The organism is Massilia sp. MP_M2 (genome assembly GCF_039123635.1).
Lineage (GTDB): Bacteria > Pseudomonadota > Gammaproteobacteria > Burkholderiales > Burkholderiaceae_D > Telluria.
Map to the genome: position 1 here is coordinate 32,760 of NZ_JBCHJF010000001.1, position 17,566 is coordinate 50,325.

Sequence of the window (17,566 nt, forward strand, 5' to 3'; positions counted from 1 at the left end):
AATAAACACGGCCAGTACAAGACTGGCCGTGTCGGGCAAGGTCGGCAGGGCCATGTACAGCGCCCTGCCCTGATGGATCAGACCGGCGCTACCTTGGCGCGGCCGCGGCCTGTCGCGAGCCGCACGAGGCGCATGATCAGCCGGTAGACCAGGCGCACCAGGGTCAGCGCCAGGATGGCTTCGATGAAGGTCATCAGGAACGCCACCAGCGCGTTGCGGTGCTCGGCGCGGCGGCCGTACTTGGCCACCATGCGGTCGCGTGCGATCTCGATGCTGTCGTAGAACGTTGGCACCACCAGCAGCGTCAGGATGGTCGAGGTGATGGTGCCGCCGATGATCGCGATTGCCAGTGGCTGATAGAACTCGCCCGAGTCGCCCAGGGCCAGCGCCACCGGCAGCATGCCCGCGATCAGCGCGAAGGTGGTCATCAGGATCGGCCGCAGACGCTTGCGCCCGGCCGCCATCAGCGCTTCTTCGCGGTCCATCCCTTCGTGCTCGAGCGCCCGGGCCGCATCGAGCAGCAGGATCGCGTTCTTGGCCACCAGCCCCATCAGCATCAGGATGCCGATCATGCTCATCAGGTTGAGCGTGTTGCCGGTCATGATCAGGGCCAGCACCACCCCGATCAGCGACAGCGGCAACGACAGCATCACGCCGATCGGCGCCGTGAACGAACCGAACTGCATCACGAGGATCAGGTACATCAGCGCGATGCCCGAGAACAGCGCAATGACCATCTCCTTGAACAGTTCGGCCTGGTCTTCGCCCGAACCGCCCAGCGCCAGACCATAACCCGGCGGGAAGTCGAAAGTACGCGCCAGTTTCATCGCGTCGGTCGTGACTTCGCCCGCCGAACGGCCCTGGGCATTGGCCGACACGGTGATCATGCGCTCGCCATTCTTGTGGCGGATCGCCGACGGGCCCTTGCCCATCGTGATCGAGGCGATCTGCTCGAGCGGCACCATCATGCCGGTGCCCGCGACCGGAATCGGCAGGCGCTCGATGCTGTCGGTGTTGACCCGGTCGTCCGGATGCAGGCGCACGGCGACGTCGCGGGTTTCGCTCGTCGGATCGACCCAGTCGCCCACTTCGATGCCGGCGAACGCCACCCGCAGCGATTGCGCAGCATCGCCCACCGAAATGCCCAGGGCATTGGCAAGACCCCGGTCGAGCACGATCTGCAGCTCGTTCTTCGGATCCTGCTCCGACAGCGCGACGTCGACCGCACCAGGCACTTCACGCAGCTTTTCCATGTAGGCGGTGGTCAGCTCCATGAGTTTGCGCGAATCGGGACCGGTAAATTCCACCTGCACCGGCTTGCCACCGCCGGAGAGGTCATCGATGACCGTGTATTCGGCGCCCACCAGGCTGGCGATCTTGGCGCGCAGTTCAATGGCGATTTCGGACGCGGTGCGCTTGCGTTCGCTGCGCTTGCCGATGTCGACGTAGATCGTGCCACCGCTGGTCTTGACGTTGCTGTTGGTGTCTTTCGTTTCAGGCAAGGTGCGGGCCAGCACGGCTGCCGCTTCCAGCTTGCGACGCGCATACTCGATCGACGACGAGGCCGGCGTGCGCACTTCGATCTGCAGGTTGCCCGAGTCCTGCTTGGGCAAGAAGCTCGAACCGCCAAAGTAATGGTGCATGGCCAGGGCGCCGATCAGGCTGGCAATGGCCAGGAATGCCATCGCGCGGCGGTGATGCAGCGCCCACGCAATCACGCGGCCGTAGCGGTCGGCCTGGTGGTCGAACCAGTGATTGAAGCGGTCGAGTACGGCGCCGATGCCTTTCTTTGGCCGGCTGTGGTGATCCGGCGGATCGCCCCAGTAGGCCGACATCATCGGGTCGAGCGTGAACGAAATGAACAGCGAAACGATCACCGAGCAGGTCACGGTCAGCGCAAACGGGCGGAACCACTCGCCGGACACACCCGGCATGAAGGCCACCGGCACGAACACGGCCATGATCGAGAATGTGGTGGCGGCCACCGCCATGCCGATCTCGGCGGTGCCTTCGAGCGCTGCCGTGCGGCGATCGGACCCCATTTCCATGTGGCGCACGATGTTTTCGCGCACCACGATTGCATCGTCGATCAGCACGCCGATCGCCAGCGACAGGCCCAGCAGCGTCATGAAGTTCAGCGTGAAGCCGCACAGCCAGACGGCGATGAACGCGGCCAGCACCGACGTCGGCAAGGCCAGCGCGGTGATCAAGGTCGAGCGCCACGAGTTCAGAAACGCATAGACGACGAACACGGTCAGCACCGCGCCCAGTACCAGCGCCTCAATGACGTTGTTCAGGCTCGACTGCGCATCCTTGCCGCCGTCGCGCACGACCTCGAGTTCGGTGCCGGCCGGGAGCAGCTTGCTTTGCGCCGCCACCACTTCGTGCACGCGCTTGGCCAGCGACACGGTCGAGGCATCACGTGAGCGCGAGATCTGCAGGCCGACGTTCGGCTTGCCGCTGCGTACCGACAACGTATTGATGTCGGCAAAGCCATCGCGGATCTCGGCGACCTGGCTCAGGCGCACGATCTGGTCACCATTACGCTTGACGACGATCTGCGAAAAGTCTCCGGGCCGCTCGATGCGACCGACCAGGCGGATGCCTTTTTCGTCGAGTTCGCTACGCAGCTTGCCCACTGGCGCATTGGTATTGCCGTTACGCAGCGCATTGGTGACATCGGACGCCGAGACATTGAATTCGCTCAGCTTCTCGGCGCGCAGCAGCACCGACAGTTCGCGCCGCAGCGCGCCATTGACGACCACGGTGGAGACGCCGTCGATGCCTCGGAATTCGTCGGCCAGCACGTCTTCGGCGTAGCGCGAGATTTCGGCGTGGCTCTGGGTGCTCGACGACAGTGCCAGCGACATGATCGGCTGGGCCGACGGATCGATCCGGCGCAGTACCGGCTCACGCATTTCGATCGGCAGCTTGTAGCGCACGGCGGCAATCGCATTGCGCACGTCGTCCGACGCTTCGATCAGGTCGCGGTTGAAGTCGAATTCCATCCAGATCGAGGCGCCGCCTTCGTACGAGTTGGAATTGACCTGTTTCACGCCCTGGATCGCCTGCATCTGCTTTTCGAGGCGGTTGGTGATCTCGCGCTCGGCGGTCTCGGGCGATGCGCCCGGATATGGGATATCGACCACGATGATCGGAATCTGGACGTCCGGCTCCTGGTTGACCTTCAGCTTGGACAGGGCCAGCAGGCCGATGGCCATCATCGCGACGATGATGACGATCGTCGCGACCGGTTTCTTGACACTAAAATTGGACAGGAACATGGTGGGTTTTCCTTTGGTGTTCCTGGTTTACTTGCCTTGGACTGCGCCTGCACCCGCGCCAGCGCCATTCGCGCTGGCCACACGGGCGTTCGGCATGTCGACCTTCTGGCCGTCCTTCAGGTTCGACGTGGGCGAGCGCAGCACCACGTCGCCGGCCGCCAGGCCCTGCTTGATCTCGACATTGCCGGTGCGTGCGTCGCGCGCGCCGACCACCAGCTTGACTTTCGACAGCGTCTTGTCGCGGATGCGCCAGGTGTGGCTGGCGTCGCCCACGCGAACCAGTGCGCTCTCGGGCAGCATCAGCGCATCGGTCGCGGCGGCGTCGACACGGCCTTCGGCGTACAGGCCCGCCACGCGCGGCTGCGCATTGTCGACAAAGCCCACCAGCACCTCGACCTGGCGCGTCACCGGATTGGCTGCAGGATCGATCCGTTTGACCACGCCGGCAAACGTCTGGTCCGCGTAGCCGTTGACGCGGAAATTGACCTTCTGGCCGATCTTGACGCTGCTGACCGAATCAGCCGAGACCGCGCCTTCGAAGCGCATGCTGGTCGGGTCGATGACCTTGACGAGTTCCTTGCCGATGGTGGCAGTGTCGCCATTGGAGACCTTGCGCTCGGAGACGATGCCGTCGAACGGCGCGCGCACGGTGGTGCGGGCCAGTTGCTGGCGCGCGGTGGCAACGCGGCTGCGCGAGCTCGACAATTCGCTCAGCGCGTTGTTGCGCGCCATTTCGGCATCGTCGAGCGCCTTGGCCGAGGTCATGCCCGACGCCGTCAGGGTTTTCAGGCGCTCGAGCTGGCGATTGGCCTGTTCGACTGCCAGCGAGGCCGCGCGCTGCATGTCGTCGGCCGACATCAGGGTGTCGCGGATCGAGGTTTCGTCGAGGCGCACCAGCACGTCGCCGCGCTTGACCGGCTCGCCGTTCTCCTTGAGCACCTGCAGCACGATGGCCGAGACCTCGGCGCGCAGGTCGGCGCGGCGCTCGGGCTCGATCGAGCCGGTGATCACCGGGCCCGAAGACACCGACGCGCTCTGGATCGTCAAGACATCCTCTTGCGCCACGCTCAGCTGCGTCGGCTTGTTGTCCTTGCCCTCGGGGGCTTTGGAATCTTTGCCGCAAGCGACTAAGCTTGATGCGATGGCTAGAACGAGGAGTGTTTTGCGCAGCATGGTGATTCTCCGGAAATGGACTCGGTGTTTTTATAAAAATAAGTTCAGATACATCCAGCGCGCAGTATTCAGGAGGTCTCCGGCAGCGTCAATTGACGAACCTGTGGTTTGCGGAAATGGATGGATGAAGTGCGGAATCTGGCGATGAACTGCATTCCGTCCCGGGTGGAATGCAGTATGAAACGGACAAGCAACGGACCAACCCCGGACAACGACGGACGCCCGGACGCCCGGACGTCCAGCGGGATGCGCGGCGCACGCACCCCGTACATACACTAGAACCCGCCCAGCACGGTATGGATCAAAAAGCCCATGCCGATGCCGGTGAGGATGCCGCCGGCGATCTCGACACGGGTGTGGCCCATGCGCTCGCGCAGGATGACTTGGCCCTCTTTAACGTCGTGCAGACGGTTCAGGGCGACAGCGTGGCGACCGACGTGCTGACGCAGGCTATTGGCGTCGATCATCACGATGAAGGCGAGCGTGACGGCCACGCCGAACGCCGGATGGCCCATGCCTTCACGCAGCGCGATCAGCGTGGCCATGCTGGAGACGACGGCGCTGTGGTTGCTGGGAAAGCCGCCGTTGCCGACCAGGTCGAAGGCCCAGCGCCGATAGCGGACACTGGAAATGAAAAACTTGATCGGACCGACGACCATCCAGGTCAGTACCGGTGTGACGAGATAAATGAGTTCCATGGTTTCTTAGAGTGAAAAATGCTGGGCAGAATTATCTCAGAAGCAAGGCTCGGCAGGCGACTTTCGGTACGGTCGATTTTGGCGGGGACACGGTAATATTGTCCCAACGAGTACCCGCGCACAAGAGGCACCTATGAATTCTGGCGTTGGTGGTTCCTCACCGTCGGCATCCTGGTGGCGCTGTTCGGGAGCTGCACTGGTTCGACTGGTTCGACTGGTTCGAAGCATAGGTCGGTAAGTACGGCACCGAAGGCCTGGCCGTGCTGCTCGCGCTGCGGTCCGTGATCGGCGCGTTTGCCATCACCAACGATGTCGTCATCATCATGCTGGGGCTGGCCAGCGGCGCCATGTTTGGGCGCTCGATGACCGTGTTCCTGGTCTACAAGCCAGCCAGACGGGCTGAATCCTCCCGTTGTCAGGAATCCCGGTTTGCGATTAAGGCAAGGCGTGGCAGAATGGGCGCGCACCGCGTTTGCGCTGCACGTTTGACAACCCCGACCACTTTCTTGATCGACCAGCCACAACCATGCCGACCACCATGCCCAAGCGCACCTCCGCCATCCTGCTCATCCTCATCGCCGTCGTCGCTGTTTTGGGTGCAGGCTACACCTGGTTCACCCTGACCTGGTCGTACTCGGAAGGTGAACGGGCCGGCTACCTGCAGAAGTTCTCCAAGCGCGGCTGGCTGTGCAAAACGTGGGAAGGCGAGATTCTGCTCTCGAGCATGCCGGGCGCGATTCCCGAGCGCTTCGTGTTTACGGTGCGCGACGAAACCGTGGTGCCGGCCCTGCTGGCCAGCATGGGCAAGCGCGTGCAACTGACGTACGACCAGCACAAGGGTGTGCCGACCACGTGCTTTGGCGAGACCGAGTATTTCGTGTCGAAAGTGGCCGGCGGCCCGGACAATCCGCTGTCGCCAAGCCAGGCGCCCGGTTTGCCTGAACAGGCGCCGGCACAGTAAGCCGGGGGTGGACGGGCCACCCGTCCACGTTATGGTTTGCGATCCGCGTCCAGCTCGCGCTGGGTCGCGATCACCTCAGCCAGCCTGGCGGCCGCCTGCGCCGCCGATGTGTCGCCAGCCCGCGCCTGCGACTGCTTGAACCGGCCCAGCACTTCACGCGTCAGGTCGGCCGAGACCGAACGCTGCCCTGCTTCGACCTTGCGCTCGCCAATGGCGCGCTGCGTCGCGGCCAGCTCGACCGCATCGTCGTCCTGGCGCCGGCTTTCCAGATTGACCAGCTGCTTGCGCGCGTGGGCCATCTGCTGCGTCGCGTGCGCCGCCTTGCGCTGCATCTCGGCGTGCTCTTGCGCGTGTTCGAGCAACGCCCGCTGTGCTTCGCGTTTTTCGAGCGCCGCCTGCACTGCCGCCAGCTCGGCCAGCTCGCGCTGGCGCGCCAGTTCGGCCTGCGCCTGTTCGGCGTCGGCGCGCGCCACGGCCGCCTGCGCCGCTGCCTGTTCGGACGCCAGGCGCGCCCCTTGCGCTTCATTGGCGCGGGTGTCGGCGGCGGCCTGTTCGCGCTGCGCGGCCAGCTTGCGCTCGACCAGCAACAATGCCTCGCGCGCGGCCCGCGTCGCCTCGCGTTCAGCAGCAATGGCTGCTTCGGTCAGCGCCACCTGCTGCTGCTCGAGCTCGGCCCGTTCGGCCTGGGCCTGCGCCAGCTCGGCCGCGCGGCGCGCATGGGCTTGCTGCGCGGCGGCTGCCGCCTCGGCCTGCGACGCTTCTTCGATGGCTGCGTCGGCCTGCGCCTGCTGCGCTTCCCAGGCCGCCCGCTGCGCGGCCTCGATGCGCCGCTCGCCCTCGACTTTCGCCTGCAGGGCTGCGGCAGCCGCCGCTTCAGCCTCGCCGCGCGCCTGCGCCGCCAGCGTCAGCTCGTGTTCGGCCGCGATTTTCTGTTCCAGTGCGGTGAGCGCCTGCGCCTCGGCCGCCTTGCGCTCGTGCTCTACCTGCACGAGGCGCTCGGCCTGTTCGCGCCGCTGCGCCGCCAACTGCGCTGCTTCCTGCTGCAATTGCACCTGCGCCGCTTCGAGCGCCAGGGCCGCCGCGTCGTCGTCGTTCGATGCCGCCTGGGCCTCGGCGGCCGCCTGCGCCAGCGCGGCGCGCTCGTCGGCCAGCACGCGCTCGCGCCGGTGTTCTTCGGCTTCGCGCTGCGCCGCGGCGGTGGCCGCTTCGTCGGCTGCCGTGCGTGCACGCGCGTCGAGCGCGGCCTGGGCTTCGGCTTCCAGCCGCGCCTGCACCTGCTCGCCCGCTTCTTCTTCGGCACGGGCACGGTCTTCGGCCACCAGGCGCAGCTTGCGGTCGGCCTCGATACGCGCTTCGGTCGCGGCCAGGATGCGTGTTTCGGCATCGCGCCGCGCGGCGGCGCTCGAGGCCGCCATCTGTTCTTGGCGCTCGCGGTGCACGGCCGCGTCGCGGATGTCTTTCTCGGTCTGCAGGCGCATGCGCAGCGACTGGCCGGCCACCCGTTCGGATTCGGCCTGGGCCAGCGCGATCGCCTCGCGCTCTTGCTCAATGTGGGCGTAGGCGCGCGCTTCTTCGAGTGCGCGCGCTTCGGCCGCGGCGCGGGCAAAGGCCGAGGTGAGCGCGATCTGGTCGGCGCGCTCGCGCTGCTGGGTCAGCTCAAGGGCTTCGGCCTCGGCGTCGGCCAGCTTTTCGGCGGTCTGGCGCGCCGAGCGTTCGGCCCGTTCGCGCTCGCGCGCCAGGATGGCGATGCGGGCGTCGGCGCTGGCATTGTGCTGGACTTCTTCGCGCGCCGCCTCGACGGCGGCCATGCGTTCCACCGCCTGCAGGCGCGCCTGCTCGGTGTGCACGACCAGTTCGTCGGCCGCGCGGGCGGCCTTGGCGGCCAGTTCGGCCTCGGCTTCGATCTGGGCCGTCGCGCGGCGGCGCGCTTCTTCTTCGAGGCGCGCACGTGCTTCGGTGGCGACCCGCACTTCGGTATCGCTTTTCACGCGCGCGCGCAGCTCTGCTGTTTCGTGGCGAATCGCGTCCAGGCGCTCGCTCGAGGCCTGCGCGGCGGCGCGCAGCGAGTCGAGGCGTTCGCGGTTGGCGGCGATGGCGTCTTCGGATGCCTGGGAATTGGCTTGCGCAGCGGCGGCCGCGGCAACGTCGATCGACGCGCGCTCGTCGGCCAGCGAACGGGCGCGCGCTTCGGCAATGTGGCGGCTTTCAGCGGCCATATTGGCCTTGGCTTCGGCTTCGACGCGCGCGATGGCCTCTTGGATTTCGCGCATTTCGAGTGGTTTGCGCCCCCCATGCGCGGCAGGCTCAACAGTCTGCTTGGCAGCTGGCAGCACTGGCAGCACCGGCAAGACAGGCACAATCGGCACAACCGCCTGCGCGAACGCGGCAGCGGCCACGGGCATTGGGCTCGCATCGGGCGGCGCCAGCGCGCCGGAGGCCGGCGACAGGTCGATCGTGAAGTCGGTGTCGTCTTGTTGAGCTGGGTTCGGTTCCATGCGGAGTCTCTGTGGCGGCGGTCCCGTTGATTATCCGGCAAAACCGGCTCACGTGCTACGCCGAACTGGATGGCAATCGTGCGTCAGCTCGGCGCTTTGGCACACCCGCCTACATCTGCCACAGTGGCGGCTCATCCATCAGCGCAACCTGCTCGCGCAATTCGAGGATCCGGTCCTGCCAGTAACGCTGGGTATTGAACCATGGGAAAGCCGCCGGGAATGCCGGATCGGTCCAGCGCATCGCCAGCCACGCCGAGTAATGGATCAGGCGCAGCGTGCGCAATGCTTCGACCAGATACAGCTGGCGCGGGTGGAAATCGCAAAAATCCTCGTAGCCGGCCAGTACGTCGGCCATCTGGCCCACCATCTCCTGTCGTTCGCCCGAGAGCAGCATCCAGAGATCCTGCACCGCCGGCCCCATGCGGCTATCGTCGAAGTCGACGAAGTGCGGCCCGTCCGGCGTCCACAGCACATTGCCCCCGTGGCAATCGCCGTGCAGGCGCACGAGCGGCAATTCGCCGGCGCGCTCGTAGCAGCGCGCCACGCCTTCAAGCGCCTGCTCCATGACGCTCGACCAGGCCGGCATCAGCTCGGGGGGCACGAAGTCGTGGCTGCGCAGCCAGTCGAACGGCTCGCGGCCGAACGTGACCGGATCCAGCGCCGGGCGCAACAAGAAAGGCTTGACCGCGCCCTGCGCATGGATGCGGCCGATGAAGCGGCCAATCCATTCCAGCACGGCGGGGTCGCCCAGCTCGGGCGCGCGCCCGCCACGGCTTTCGAACACTGAAAAGCGAAAGCCGTCGAACGTATGCAGCGTGCGCCCGTCGATCGCGATGGCCGGCACGACCGGGACCTCTTGCGCCACCAGCTCGGCGACAAAGGCGTGTTCTTCCAGGATGGCCTCGTCGCTCCAGCGTTCGGGTCGGTAAAACTTGACCACCACCGGCTCGCCCTCTTCGCGGCCGACGCGGTACACGCGGTTCTCGTAGCTGTTGAGCGCCAGCAGGCGCCCATCGCCGTACAGGCCGACGCTATCGAGCGCATCGAGCACGGTTGCTGGATCCAGACGCGCGTAGGGATGGTCGGGCGTTTCGTTGTCGAGATTCAAGGTATCCATGCCCCCATTGTACGGCGGCGCACGTCCACGTGGTGATTGCGACCATTTCACTGCTGCTGTGTTCGTTCTCGCACAGAGTGTGACAATGTAACAAGGTGTCATGTCATGTATGTACCCGCGCAATCATGCTGCGAACAAATCAACTGCATCGGACTGACCATGAAAAAACTGACTTTGACCGTCGTCGCTCTCGCCGCTGGCCTGCTGGCCGGCACCGCCATTGCACAAACCGCTACGCAGCCGGCAAAGGCCGAGCCGAACATGCAGAAAGTGCTGGACGCGATGGCGGCCCTGAAGCCGAAGCCAATCGACACCTTGACCCCGGAAGAAGCGCGCAAGCAGCCAACGCCGACTGACGCTGTCAAGAAGGTCCTGACCGACGCCGGCAAGAGCACGGCGCCGGAACCAGGCGTGACGATGAAGACGCAATCGATCCAGGGCAAGGGCGGCAGCTTCCCGATCCATATCTTCACGCCTGAAGGCGCGGGTCCGTTCCCGGTGGTCGTCTACTTCCACGGCGGTGGCTTCGTGATTGCCGACACCAAGGTGTACGAATCATCGGTGCGCGGCCTGGCCAAGAAGGCCAAGGCGATCGTGATCTCGGCCGACTACCGTCTGGCGCCTGAGCACAAGTTCCCGACCCAGACCGAAGACGCGTTCGCGGCTTACGAGTGGGCGCTGGCCAATGCCAAGAGCATCAATGGCGACCCGATGCGCGTGGCTGTGGCGGGCGAATCGGCCGGCGGCAACCTGGCGACCGTGGTGTCGATGATGGCGATGGAAAAGAAAATCCAGATGCCGGCGCACCAGCTGCTGGTCTACCCGGTCGTCAACGACGACATGAACAACGCGTCGTACAAGAAGAACGCCAACGCCAAGCCGCTGAACAAGGCGATGATGACGTGGTTCTTCAAGCACTACGGCGCCGATCCGAAGAGCCCGCACGCACTGCCGATGAAGGCCGCCTCGCTCAAGGGCCTGCCACCGGCAACCGTGATCACTGCGGAAATCGATCCGCTCATGACCGAGGGTAAAGCCTACGCCGACCGCCTCAAGAAGGAAGGCGTGACCGTCAACTATCGCCACTTCACCGGCGTGACCCACGAGTTCTTCGGCATGGACGCCGTGGTGCCGAAGGCCAAGGAAGCCCAGCAGTTCGCAGCTGACGAGCTGACCAAGGCATTCAACGCCAAGCGTTAATTGTGCTGTACTTCCGTCCGACACTGAAGTAAACGTTGCAAGCAGCGCCTCGCCGGCAGGTTTTTCGTGCCCGGCGACGGCGCAGGCGTTACACTGGCGCCTTTGACGCAACCGGCGCGCTCGCGCCACAGACCACCTACCCCATGCACCTCGAACAGCCCCTCTCCGAAAAAGAATTCGACGAACTCGACCAGTTCCTGCTCTCCGACCGTTGCTCCGACGACGCGATGACGATGGACACCCTGCACGGCTACCTGACCGCCATTGCGATCGGCCCGGAATCGATCATGCCGGCCGAGTGGCTGCCGATGGTCTGGGGCGAGGACGAGGCCGCCGCGCCGAAATGGAAGAACAAGCGCGACGAAGAACGCATCGTCAATCTGATCATGCGCTTCATGAACGAAGTCTTGATCACGTTCGAGGTCGCGCCGAAGGACTTCGAGCCGCTGTTCTGCGAGCATGAGGTCGATGGCAAGGTCCTGATCGATCCGGAAGCCTGGTGCTGGGGCTTCTGGGAAGGCGTCGAACTGCGCGCCGGCTCGTGGGATGCGATCTGGGACAGCGACGTCGCCGAACTGATCCGCCCGATCTACCTGCTGGGCGCGGATGAAATCGAAGAAACCGAACTGGCCGAGGTCGACGATCCGGTCAAGGTGCATGCACTGGCGCTGCAGATCGAGGCCAACGTGCCGGCGATCTACCGCCACTGGCTGCCGCTGCGCAAGCCGGCGGTGGAAACGATCGTGCGCGACGAGCCGAAAGTCGGCCGCAACGACGATTGCACCTGCGGCAGTGGCAAGAAGTTCAAGAAGTGCTGCGGCGCTGAATAAGTACCCCGGGGGATTGGCGGCCTGGCCGTCAATCCGGCCCGACGTTCTCCCCGAACTGCTCGGTCGCCCTGCCCCGTACCCCTGCCAGTACCTCCAGCAACACCTCTACCTCAAGCGGCTTGACAAGGTGATGCGCAAAGCCTGAGGCCAGCGCCGCCTCGCGATCCTGCGGCTGCCCATAGCCCGTCACGGCAACCAGCACTGCCCCGGCCATCGCGGGGTCTTGCTGCAGGCGCCGCGCCAGTTCGTGCCCGTCGATGTCGGGCAGGCCGATATCGAGCAGGCAGACATCGGGCCGCATGCTGCGCGATCGCGCCAGTGCGCCCAGCGCCCCGTGCTCGATCGCCACTTCATGCCCCTGCGCTGCCAGCAGCAGGCCGAGCATCTCGGCTGCATCGGTGTTGTCATCGACCACCAGCACTTTCAGACGCGGGGTAGCCGCTGGCGCCTTGACCACGGGCGCCGGCAGGTCTGGCGCCTCTTCGACCAGCAGCGGCAATGTGATGACGAACGTGCTGCCCTTGCCCAGTCCCGGACTCGAACAGCCTACCGTGCCGCCGTGCAGCTCGACCAGGTGCTTGACCAGCGCCAGCCCGAGCCCCAGGCCGCCCTGGGCGCGGTCCGACGAGCGCTCGGCCTGCGTAAACAGGTCGAACACGCGCCCGGTAAGCTCAAGGTCCATGCCGATGCCCTCGTCGCGCACGCTCAGCACCAGGCGCGTGCCGTGCAGGTCGGCGCGCAGGTCGATGCCGCGCCCCGGCGGCGTGTACTTGGCCGCATTGGCCAGCACGTTGGCCACGACCTGCACCAGGCGCGCCTTGTCGCCGCGTACGGCGACACCCTCGGGCGGCAGGCGTACGGTGAGCGTCTGCGCGCGCGTGTAGATGGTCGGGCGCACCTGCTCGAGCGCTTCCTCGACCACGGTGCGCGCGGCCACGCGCGACTGGCCCAGTGTGATCAGGCCGCGCGTGACACGCGAGACATCGAGCAGATCGTCCACCAGCCGCGTCATGTGGCGCACCTGCCGGCTGATGATGGTGCTGCTCTGGTGCACCCGGCGCGCATCGACGTTGCCGAGCCGGAGCAGTTCGGCCGCGGCGCTGATCGGCGCCAGCGGATTGCGCAGCTCGTGCGCGAGCATCGCCAGAAATTCGTCCTTGCGGCGGTCGGCCTCGACCAGCTTTTCTTCGGCCAGCTTGCGGTCGGTGATGTCGCGGAAGAACGTGGCGATGCCGCCGTCCTGCGTCGGGTAGGCGCGGATATCGATCCAGACACGGCGGCCATCGGGCAGCACGCGACACTGTTCGGCGCTGCCGGCCTTGCGGGTCGCCATCACGCTGTCATACATGCGGCCGGCCTCGGAATCGATCATGGCCGGGAACACGGCCCAGTGATTGCGTCCAATGACCTCTTCGCTGGTGACAGCGCAAATGCGCAAGCCTTCGGCGTTCATGCGCTGCATCACCCAGTTGCGGTCGAACAGCGCGAACCCTTCGGAGATGTTGGCGAAGATCTCGCGGCCCCGATCGCGCTCGTCGCGCAGCTGTGCGCGCGCGCGCGCCGTGCCCGCCGCCGTCCAGGTGCGCTCGGCCACATCGCGCGCCAGCCGGATATCGTGTTCGGTCCATGACCGGGGCGTCGGCGCATCCACGCGCAGGCACGCGGCCAGACGGCCCGCCGACATGAGCGGCACGATCAGCACGGCGCCCACGCGCTCGTCGAACGGCGACTGCGCCGCGCGCGGATCGTTGGCAGCGTCGTGGATGCACACCACGGCGCCGCGCTGCAACGTTGCCATCAGGGCGGGGCCGATGGGATGTGGCTGCGCGCGCAGCGCCGCGCCAGCCGGCGAGCCTGGGTGCGGCGCGCCCAGCGCACCGCTGAGCGGATCGGTCTCGGCATACAACACGCGCCCCGCGCCCAATTCTGCGCCCAGCAGCGCACTGGCCGTGGCAATCACCGTCCCCGGATTGTCCAGCGACGCGAGGGCGTCGGACAGCGTGAGCCGGAACGCCGCGCGGCGCTCGCCGAGCACACGGGCGGTGGTTTCCATCGCGGTACAGAACACGCCGCCGACACTGCCGTCGGCAGCATGCAATGGCGCATACGAGAAGGTGAACCAAGTGGGCTCGGGATAGCCGTTACGCAGCAGGCACAGCGCGTAATCTTCCAGGAAAACCGGCGTACCTGCCATGGCATGCTCGACCTGCAGCTGCAGCTCGGGCCAGACCTCGGGCCACACGGCCGCGAACGGCTGGCCAAGCGCACCGGGATGGCGCTCGCCGAGGATCGGGATATAGGCATCGTTGTACAGGACGATGTGCTGCGCGCCCCACGCAACGGCCATCGGGAACGCGGAATGCAGCAGCATCTCGACCGCCGTCCGGAGAGACGGCGGCCAGGTGTCGGGGTCGCCCAGTGGACAAGACTGCCAGTCGTGGCTGCGCATCTGCGCAGCCATCACACTGTCACCCGAAAAAACGATAGCTGAGAGCGAGGCCATGGCAAGGATTGTCGCATATCTTGCTTGCCGAATTGCAGCTTTTTCGGGTTTGACAATATTTCTTGCCCAACTTTACACCTTGCGCATCACAGCCGCGCTTTACAGCTTGATGAAGTGCTCGCGGTAGTAACGCAGCTCTTCGATCGACTCGACGATGTCGGCCAGCGCCGTGTGCTTCTGGTGCTTCTTGAAACCGGACGCCAGCTCGGGCTTCCAGCGGCGGCACAGTTCCTTCAGCGTCGACACGTCCAGATTGCGGTAGTGGAAGAACGCTTCGAGCTTCGGCATGCCGCGCGCCATGAAGCGGCGGTCCTGGCAGATCGAATTGCCGCACATCGGCGACTTGTTTTTCGGCACGTATTGCTTGAGAAATTCGATCAGCTCGACTTCGGCCTGGGCTTCGGTCACGGTCGACGCCTTCACGCGGTCGATCAGGCCCGACTTGCCGTGGGTACCCTTGTTCCAGTTGTCCATCTTGTCGAGTGTTTCATCCGACTGGTGGATCGCGAACACCGGGCCTTCGGCGATGATGTTCAGGTCGGGATCGGTGACGACGACGGCGACCTCGATGATGCGGTCGTTGTCCGGGTCAAGGCCCGTCATTTCCATGTCGAGCCAGACGAGGTTGAATTCATTCGGACGCTGGGGCGTACCCGGCACTGCGGAAGGTGTCGCTTGTGACATAATTCTCTCTTTGCCTAATCAATCCTGCATTTTCTCACAGGCACAGAATGTCTTCATTCGCGTTTTCGGTTTTGTTCGTCGTTTTCCTGCTGCTCACGCTGTCGCTGCGCACCTGGCTGGCTGCGCGCCATATCCGGCACATCGCGCGCCACCGCGCCAGCGTGCCGGCCGAGTTTGCGCCGAAAGTGCCGCTCGCGGCGCACCAGAAAGCGGCCGACTACACGGTCGCCAAGACCCGGCTCGGCCTGATCGGCACGCTGTGGGGCGCCATCGTCCTGATCGGCTTCACGCTGATGGGCGGGCTGCAACTGCTGTCGCTGGCGGTCCTGCCATTTACCGGCCCGGGCCTGATGCACCAGCTGGTGCTGGTGGTCGCCTTTGCCGTTATCGCCAGTGTGCTCGACCTGCCGCTCGACTGGTACCGCCAGTTCGTGCTCGAGCAGCGCTTCGGTTTCAACAAGATGACGCCCGGCCTGTGGTGGGGCGACCTGGTCAAGAGCACGTTCGTGGGCGCGCTGATCGGCCTGCCACTGCTGTGGGTCGTGCTCAAGCTGATGGAAGCGAGCGGCGCGTTGTGGTGGCTGTACACGTGGTTCGTCTGGAGCGGGTTCCAGCTGTTGATGATCGCGTTCTACCCGACCGTGATCGCGCCGCTGTTCAACAAATTCACGCCACTGGCCGACGTCAGTCTCAAGGAGCGCATCGATGGCTTGATGACGCGCGTGGGCTTTGCGTCGCGCGGCCTGTTCGTCATGGATGGCAGCAAGCGCAGCGCCCATGGCAATGCGTATTTCTCGGGCTTTGGCCGGGCCAAGCGCATCGTGTTCTTCGACACGCTTCTCGCGCGCCTCGAACCGCAGGAAATCGAAGCGGTGCTGGCGCACGAGCTGGGCCACTTCAAGCTGCGCCACATCGTCAAGCGCGTCATCACGCTGTTCGCGATCTCGCTGGCCTTCCTCGCCCTGCTCGGCTACCTGAAAGGCCAGGCCTGGTTCTACACGGGCCTGGGCGTGCTGCCGTTCATGAACGCGTCGAACGACGGCATGGCGCTGATCCTGTTCATGCTCGTGCTGCCGGTGTTTACCTTCGTGCTCGCCCCGCTCGGCTCGATCACGTCGCGCAAGCATGAATTCGAGGCCGATGCCTTCGCTGCGCAGCACACCGATCACCGCGACCTGGTGTCGGCGCTGGTGAAAATGTACGAAGACAATGCGTCGACGCTGACGCCCGATCCGCTGCACTCGGCGTTCTATGATTCGCACCCGCCGGCATCGGTCCGGGTCAAGCGCCTGACGATGGCGGCCGCATGAACCTGACGCTCCCACTCACGTCGCGCCACTGCACGCGCACGTCGGCCGCGCTCGACGCGGCTACCATCGCCACGCTGCTGCACGAAGTGCCCGGCTGGAGCGCGGCCGACAACGTCCTGGCCCGCACCTTCACGCTGCCCGACTACCGCGCCACGATCGCGTTCGTCAACGCGGTGGCTGCGCTTGCCGAGCACGAAGACCATCACCCTGACATGGCAGTGGGCTACGCCACCTGCCGCGTCAGCTGGACCACCCATTCTGCGGGCAGTGCGCTGTCCGACAACGACTTTATTTGCGCCGCGAAAGCCAATGCGCTGTACCTCAACCAGGAAAACGCATGAGCGCATCCAACGAACTGACCGGCACCATCATCGCGGCCCACGGCCGCCACTATCTGGCCGACATCGACGGCGAAAAACTGCAGTGCGTCACGCGCGGCAAGAAGACCAATGTGGCCGTGGGCGACGTCGTGCACGTGGTCCGGACGTCCGAGAACCAGGCCGTCATCGAGCGCATCGCCGAGCGCACCACGCTGCTGTACCGCTCCGACCAGTACAAGTCCAAGCTGCTGGCGGCGAATATTTCGCGCCTGTTCATCGTGATCGCCACCGAGCCCGGCTTTGCCGACGACCTGGTATCGCGCTCGCTGGTGGCCTGCGAAGCGGCCGGCATCGAGGCGCACCTGATCCTCAACAAGACTGACGTGACGGACCTGCTGCCGCGCGCGCGCGAACGCGCTGCGCAGTATTCACGCCTCGGCTACCCGGTGCACGAGGTATCGGCCCAGGCGCAGCCTGAAGAAACGGTCGAGATCCTCAAGCCGCTGCTGGCTGGCCAGTCGTCGATTTTCATCGGCCAGTCGGGCATGGGCAAGTCGTCGCTGATCAACCTCTTGATCCCGGACGCCGACATCGCCGTGCGCGAAATCTCGGCCGCGCTCGACACCGGCAAGCACACGACCACGTTCACGCGCCTGTACTGGCTGCCGGAATTCGATGGCAAGGCGGGCGCGATCATCGATTCGCCGGGCTTCCAGGAGTTCGGCCTGTATCACCTGAGCGAGGGCATGCTCGAGCGCGCTTTTGTGGAGTTCAAGCCGTATCTGGGTGGCTGCAAGTACTACAACTGCCGCCACATGGCCGAGCCGTTCTGCGCCATTCTCGATGCCGTGAAACAGGGCAAAATCTGGAAGCACCGCCATGAGCTCTACGGGCAACTGCTGCACGAATCGGCGCAGACCCTGTACTAAGGCCCTGACTACTTTCCCTAACGGAAAGAAATTCCCCTTATAATTCAAGGGACAAACATCGC

At 65.2% G+C, this 17,566-nt stretch carries 13 protein-coding genes and 1 pseudogene; 7 read left to right on the forward strand and 7 right to left on the reverse strand.

The window, feature by feature from the left end; all coding sequences use genetic code 11:
* Nucleotides 1–77: 77 nt before the first annotated feature.
* From RCH14_RS00175 to RCH14_RS00185, 3 genes are all read right to left on the reverse strand, one after another.
* Nucleotides 78–3,284, reverse strand: a complete 3,207-nt coding sequence (locus RCH14_RS00175) for an efflux RND transporter permease subunit (RefSeq protein WP_343024154.1) — start codon at nucleotides 3,282–3,284, stop codon at nucleotides 78–80.
* Between the two features lie 27 nt (nucleotides 3,285–3,311).
* Nucleotides 3,312–4,457 carry an efflux RND transporter periplasmic adaptor subunit gene (locus RCH14_RS00180; RefSeq protein ID WP_343024155.1) on the reverse strand — a complete coding sequence of 382 codons (1,146 nt, stop codon included), beginning with the start codon at nucleotides 4,455–4,457 and terminating at the stop codon, nucleotides 3,312–3,314.
* Between the two features lie 275 nt (nucleotides 4,458–4,732).
* On the reverse strand, nucleotides 4,733–5,155 hold the full coding sequence (locus tag RCH14_RS00185; protein WP_343024156.1) for a divergent PAP2 family protein: 423 nt from the start codon (nucleotides 5,153–5,155) through the stop codon (nucleotides 4,733–4,735).
* Nucleotides 5,156–5,433: 278 nt separating this feature from the next.
* Between RCH14_RS00185 and RCH14_RS00190 the strand changes: the two are divergent.
* Nucleotides 5,434–5,541: pseudogene (locus RCH14_RS00190) on the forward strand (DUF475 domain-containing protein); the annotation flags it as partial.
* Between the two features lie 140 nt (nucleotides 5,542–5,681).
* Nucleotides 5,682–6,116, forward strand: a complete 435-nt coding sequence (locus RCH14_RS00195) for a hypothetical protein (protein ID WP_343024157.1) — start codon at nucleotides 5,682–5,684, stop codon at nucleotides 6,114–6,116.
* A 29-nt stretch (nucleotides 6,117–6,145) separates the two neighbouring features.
* Here RCH14_RS00195 and RCH14_RS00200 read toward each other — a convergent pair whose 3' ends face one another.
* Nucleotides 6,146–8,611 (reverse strand): hypothetical protein, encoded by a 2,466-nt coding sequence (locus tag RCH14_RS00200; RefSeq protein WP_343024158.1) that lies wholly within the window; start codon nucleotides 8,609–8,611, stop codon nucleotides 6,146–6,148.
* 109 nt (nucleotides 8,612–8,720) lie between these two features.
* Nucleotides 8,721–9,728 carry a serine/threonine protein kinase gene (locus RCH14_RS00205; RefSeq protein ID WP_343024159.1) on the reverse strand — a complete coding sequence of 336 codons (1,008 nt, stop codon included), beginning with the start codon at nucleotides 9,726–9,728 and terminating at the stop codon, nucleotides 8,721–8,723.
* A 159-nt stretch (nucleotides 9,729–9,887) separates the two neighbouring features.
* Here RCH14_RS00205 and RCH14_RS00210 point away from each other — a divergent pair, with 159 nt between their 5' ends.
* Both RCH14_RS00210 and RCH14_RS00215 read left to right on the forward strand, forming a co-directional pair.
* Nucleotides 9,888–10,928, forward strand: a complete 1,041-nt coding sequence (locus RCH14_RS00210) for an alpha/beta hydrolase (protein ID WP_343024160.1) — start codon at nucleotides 9,888–9,890, stop codon at nucleotides 10,926–10,928.
* A gap of 143 nt (nucleotides 10,929–11,071) precedes the next feature.
* Nucleotides 11,072–11,758 (forward strand): UPF0149 family protein, encoded by a 687-nt coding sequence (locus tag RCH14_RS00215; protein WP_343024161.1) that lies wholly within the window; start codon nucleotides 11,072–11,074, stop codon nucleotides 11,756–11,758.
* Nucleotides 11,759–11,786: 28 nt separating this feature from the next.
* On the opposite strand, the gene RCH14_RS00220 is transcribed toward RCH14_RS00215, so the two are convergent.
* Together RCH14_RS00220 and orn are read right to left on the reverse strand one after the other, a co-directional pair.
* On the reverse strand, nucleotides 11,787–14,219 hold the full coding sequence (locus RCH14_RS00220) for an ATP-binding protein (protein WP_343024162.1): 2,433 nt from the start codon (nucleotides 14,217–14,219) through the stop codon (nucleotides 11,787–11,789).
* Between the two features lie 141 nt (nucleotides 14,220–14,360).
* Nucleotides 14,361–14,945 (reverse strand): oligoribonuclease, encoded by a 585-nt coding sequence (gene orn / locus RCH14_RS00225; RefSeq protein ID WP_183550437.1) that lies wholly within the window; start codon nucleotides 14,943–14,945, stop codon nucleotides 14,361–14,363.
* A gap of 47 nt (nucleotides 14,946–14,992) precedes the next feature.
* On the opposite strand from orn, the gene RCH14_RS00230 reads away from it, so the two are divergent.
* The 3 genes from RCH14_RS00230 to rsgA are packed head-to-tail and all read left to right on the forward strand — an operon-like array spanning nucleotide 14,993 to nucleotide 17,504.
* Nucleotides 14,993–16,255, forward strand: a complete 1,263-nt coding sequence (locus RCH14_RS00230) for a M48 family metallopeptidase (protein ID WP_343024163.1) — start codon at nucleotides 14,993–14,995, stop codon at nucleotides 16,253–16,255.
* Nucleotides 16,252–16,596 (forward strand): 4a-hydroxytetrahydrobiopterin dehydratase, encoded by a 345-nt coding sequence (locus RCH14_RS00235; protein WP_343024164.1) that lies wholly within the window; start codon nucleotides 16,252–16,254, stop codon nucleotides 16,594–16,596. The genes RCH14_RS00230 and RCH14_RS00235 overlap by 4 nt, the downstream gene beginning before the upstream one ends.
* Nucleotides 16,593–17,504 carry a ribosome small subunit-dependent GTPase A gene (gene rsgA, locus RCH14_RS00240; RefSeq protein ID WP_343024165.1) on the forward strand — a complete coding sequence of 304 codons (912 nt, stop codon included), beginning with the start codon at nucleotides 16,593–16,595 and terminating at the stop codon, nucleotides 17,502–17,504. Before RCH14_RS00235 ends, rsgA begins: the two co-directional genes overlap by 4 nt.
* Nucleotides 17,505–17,566 lie beyond the last annotated feature (62 nt).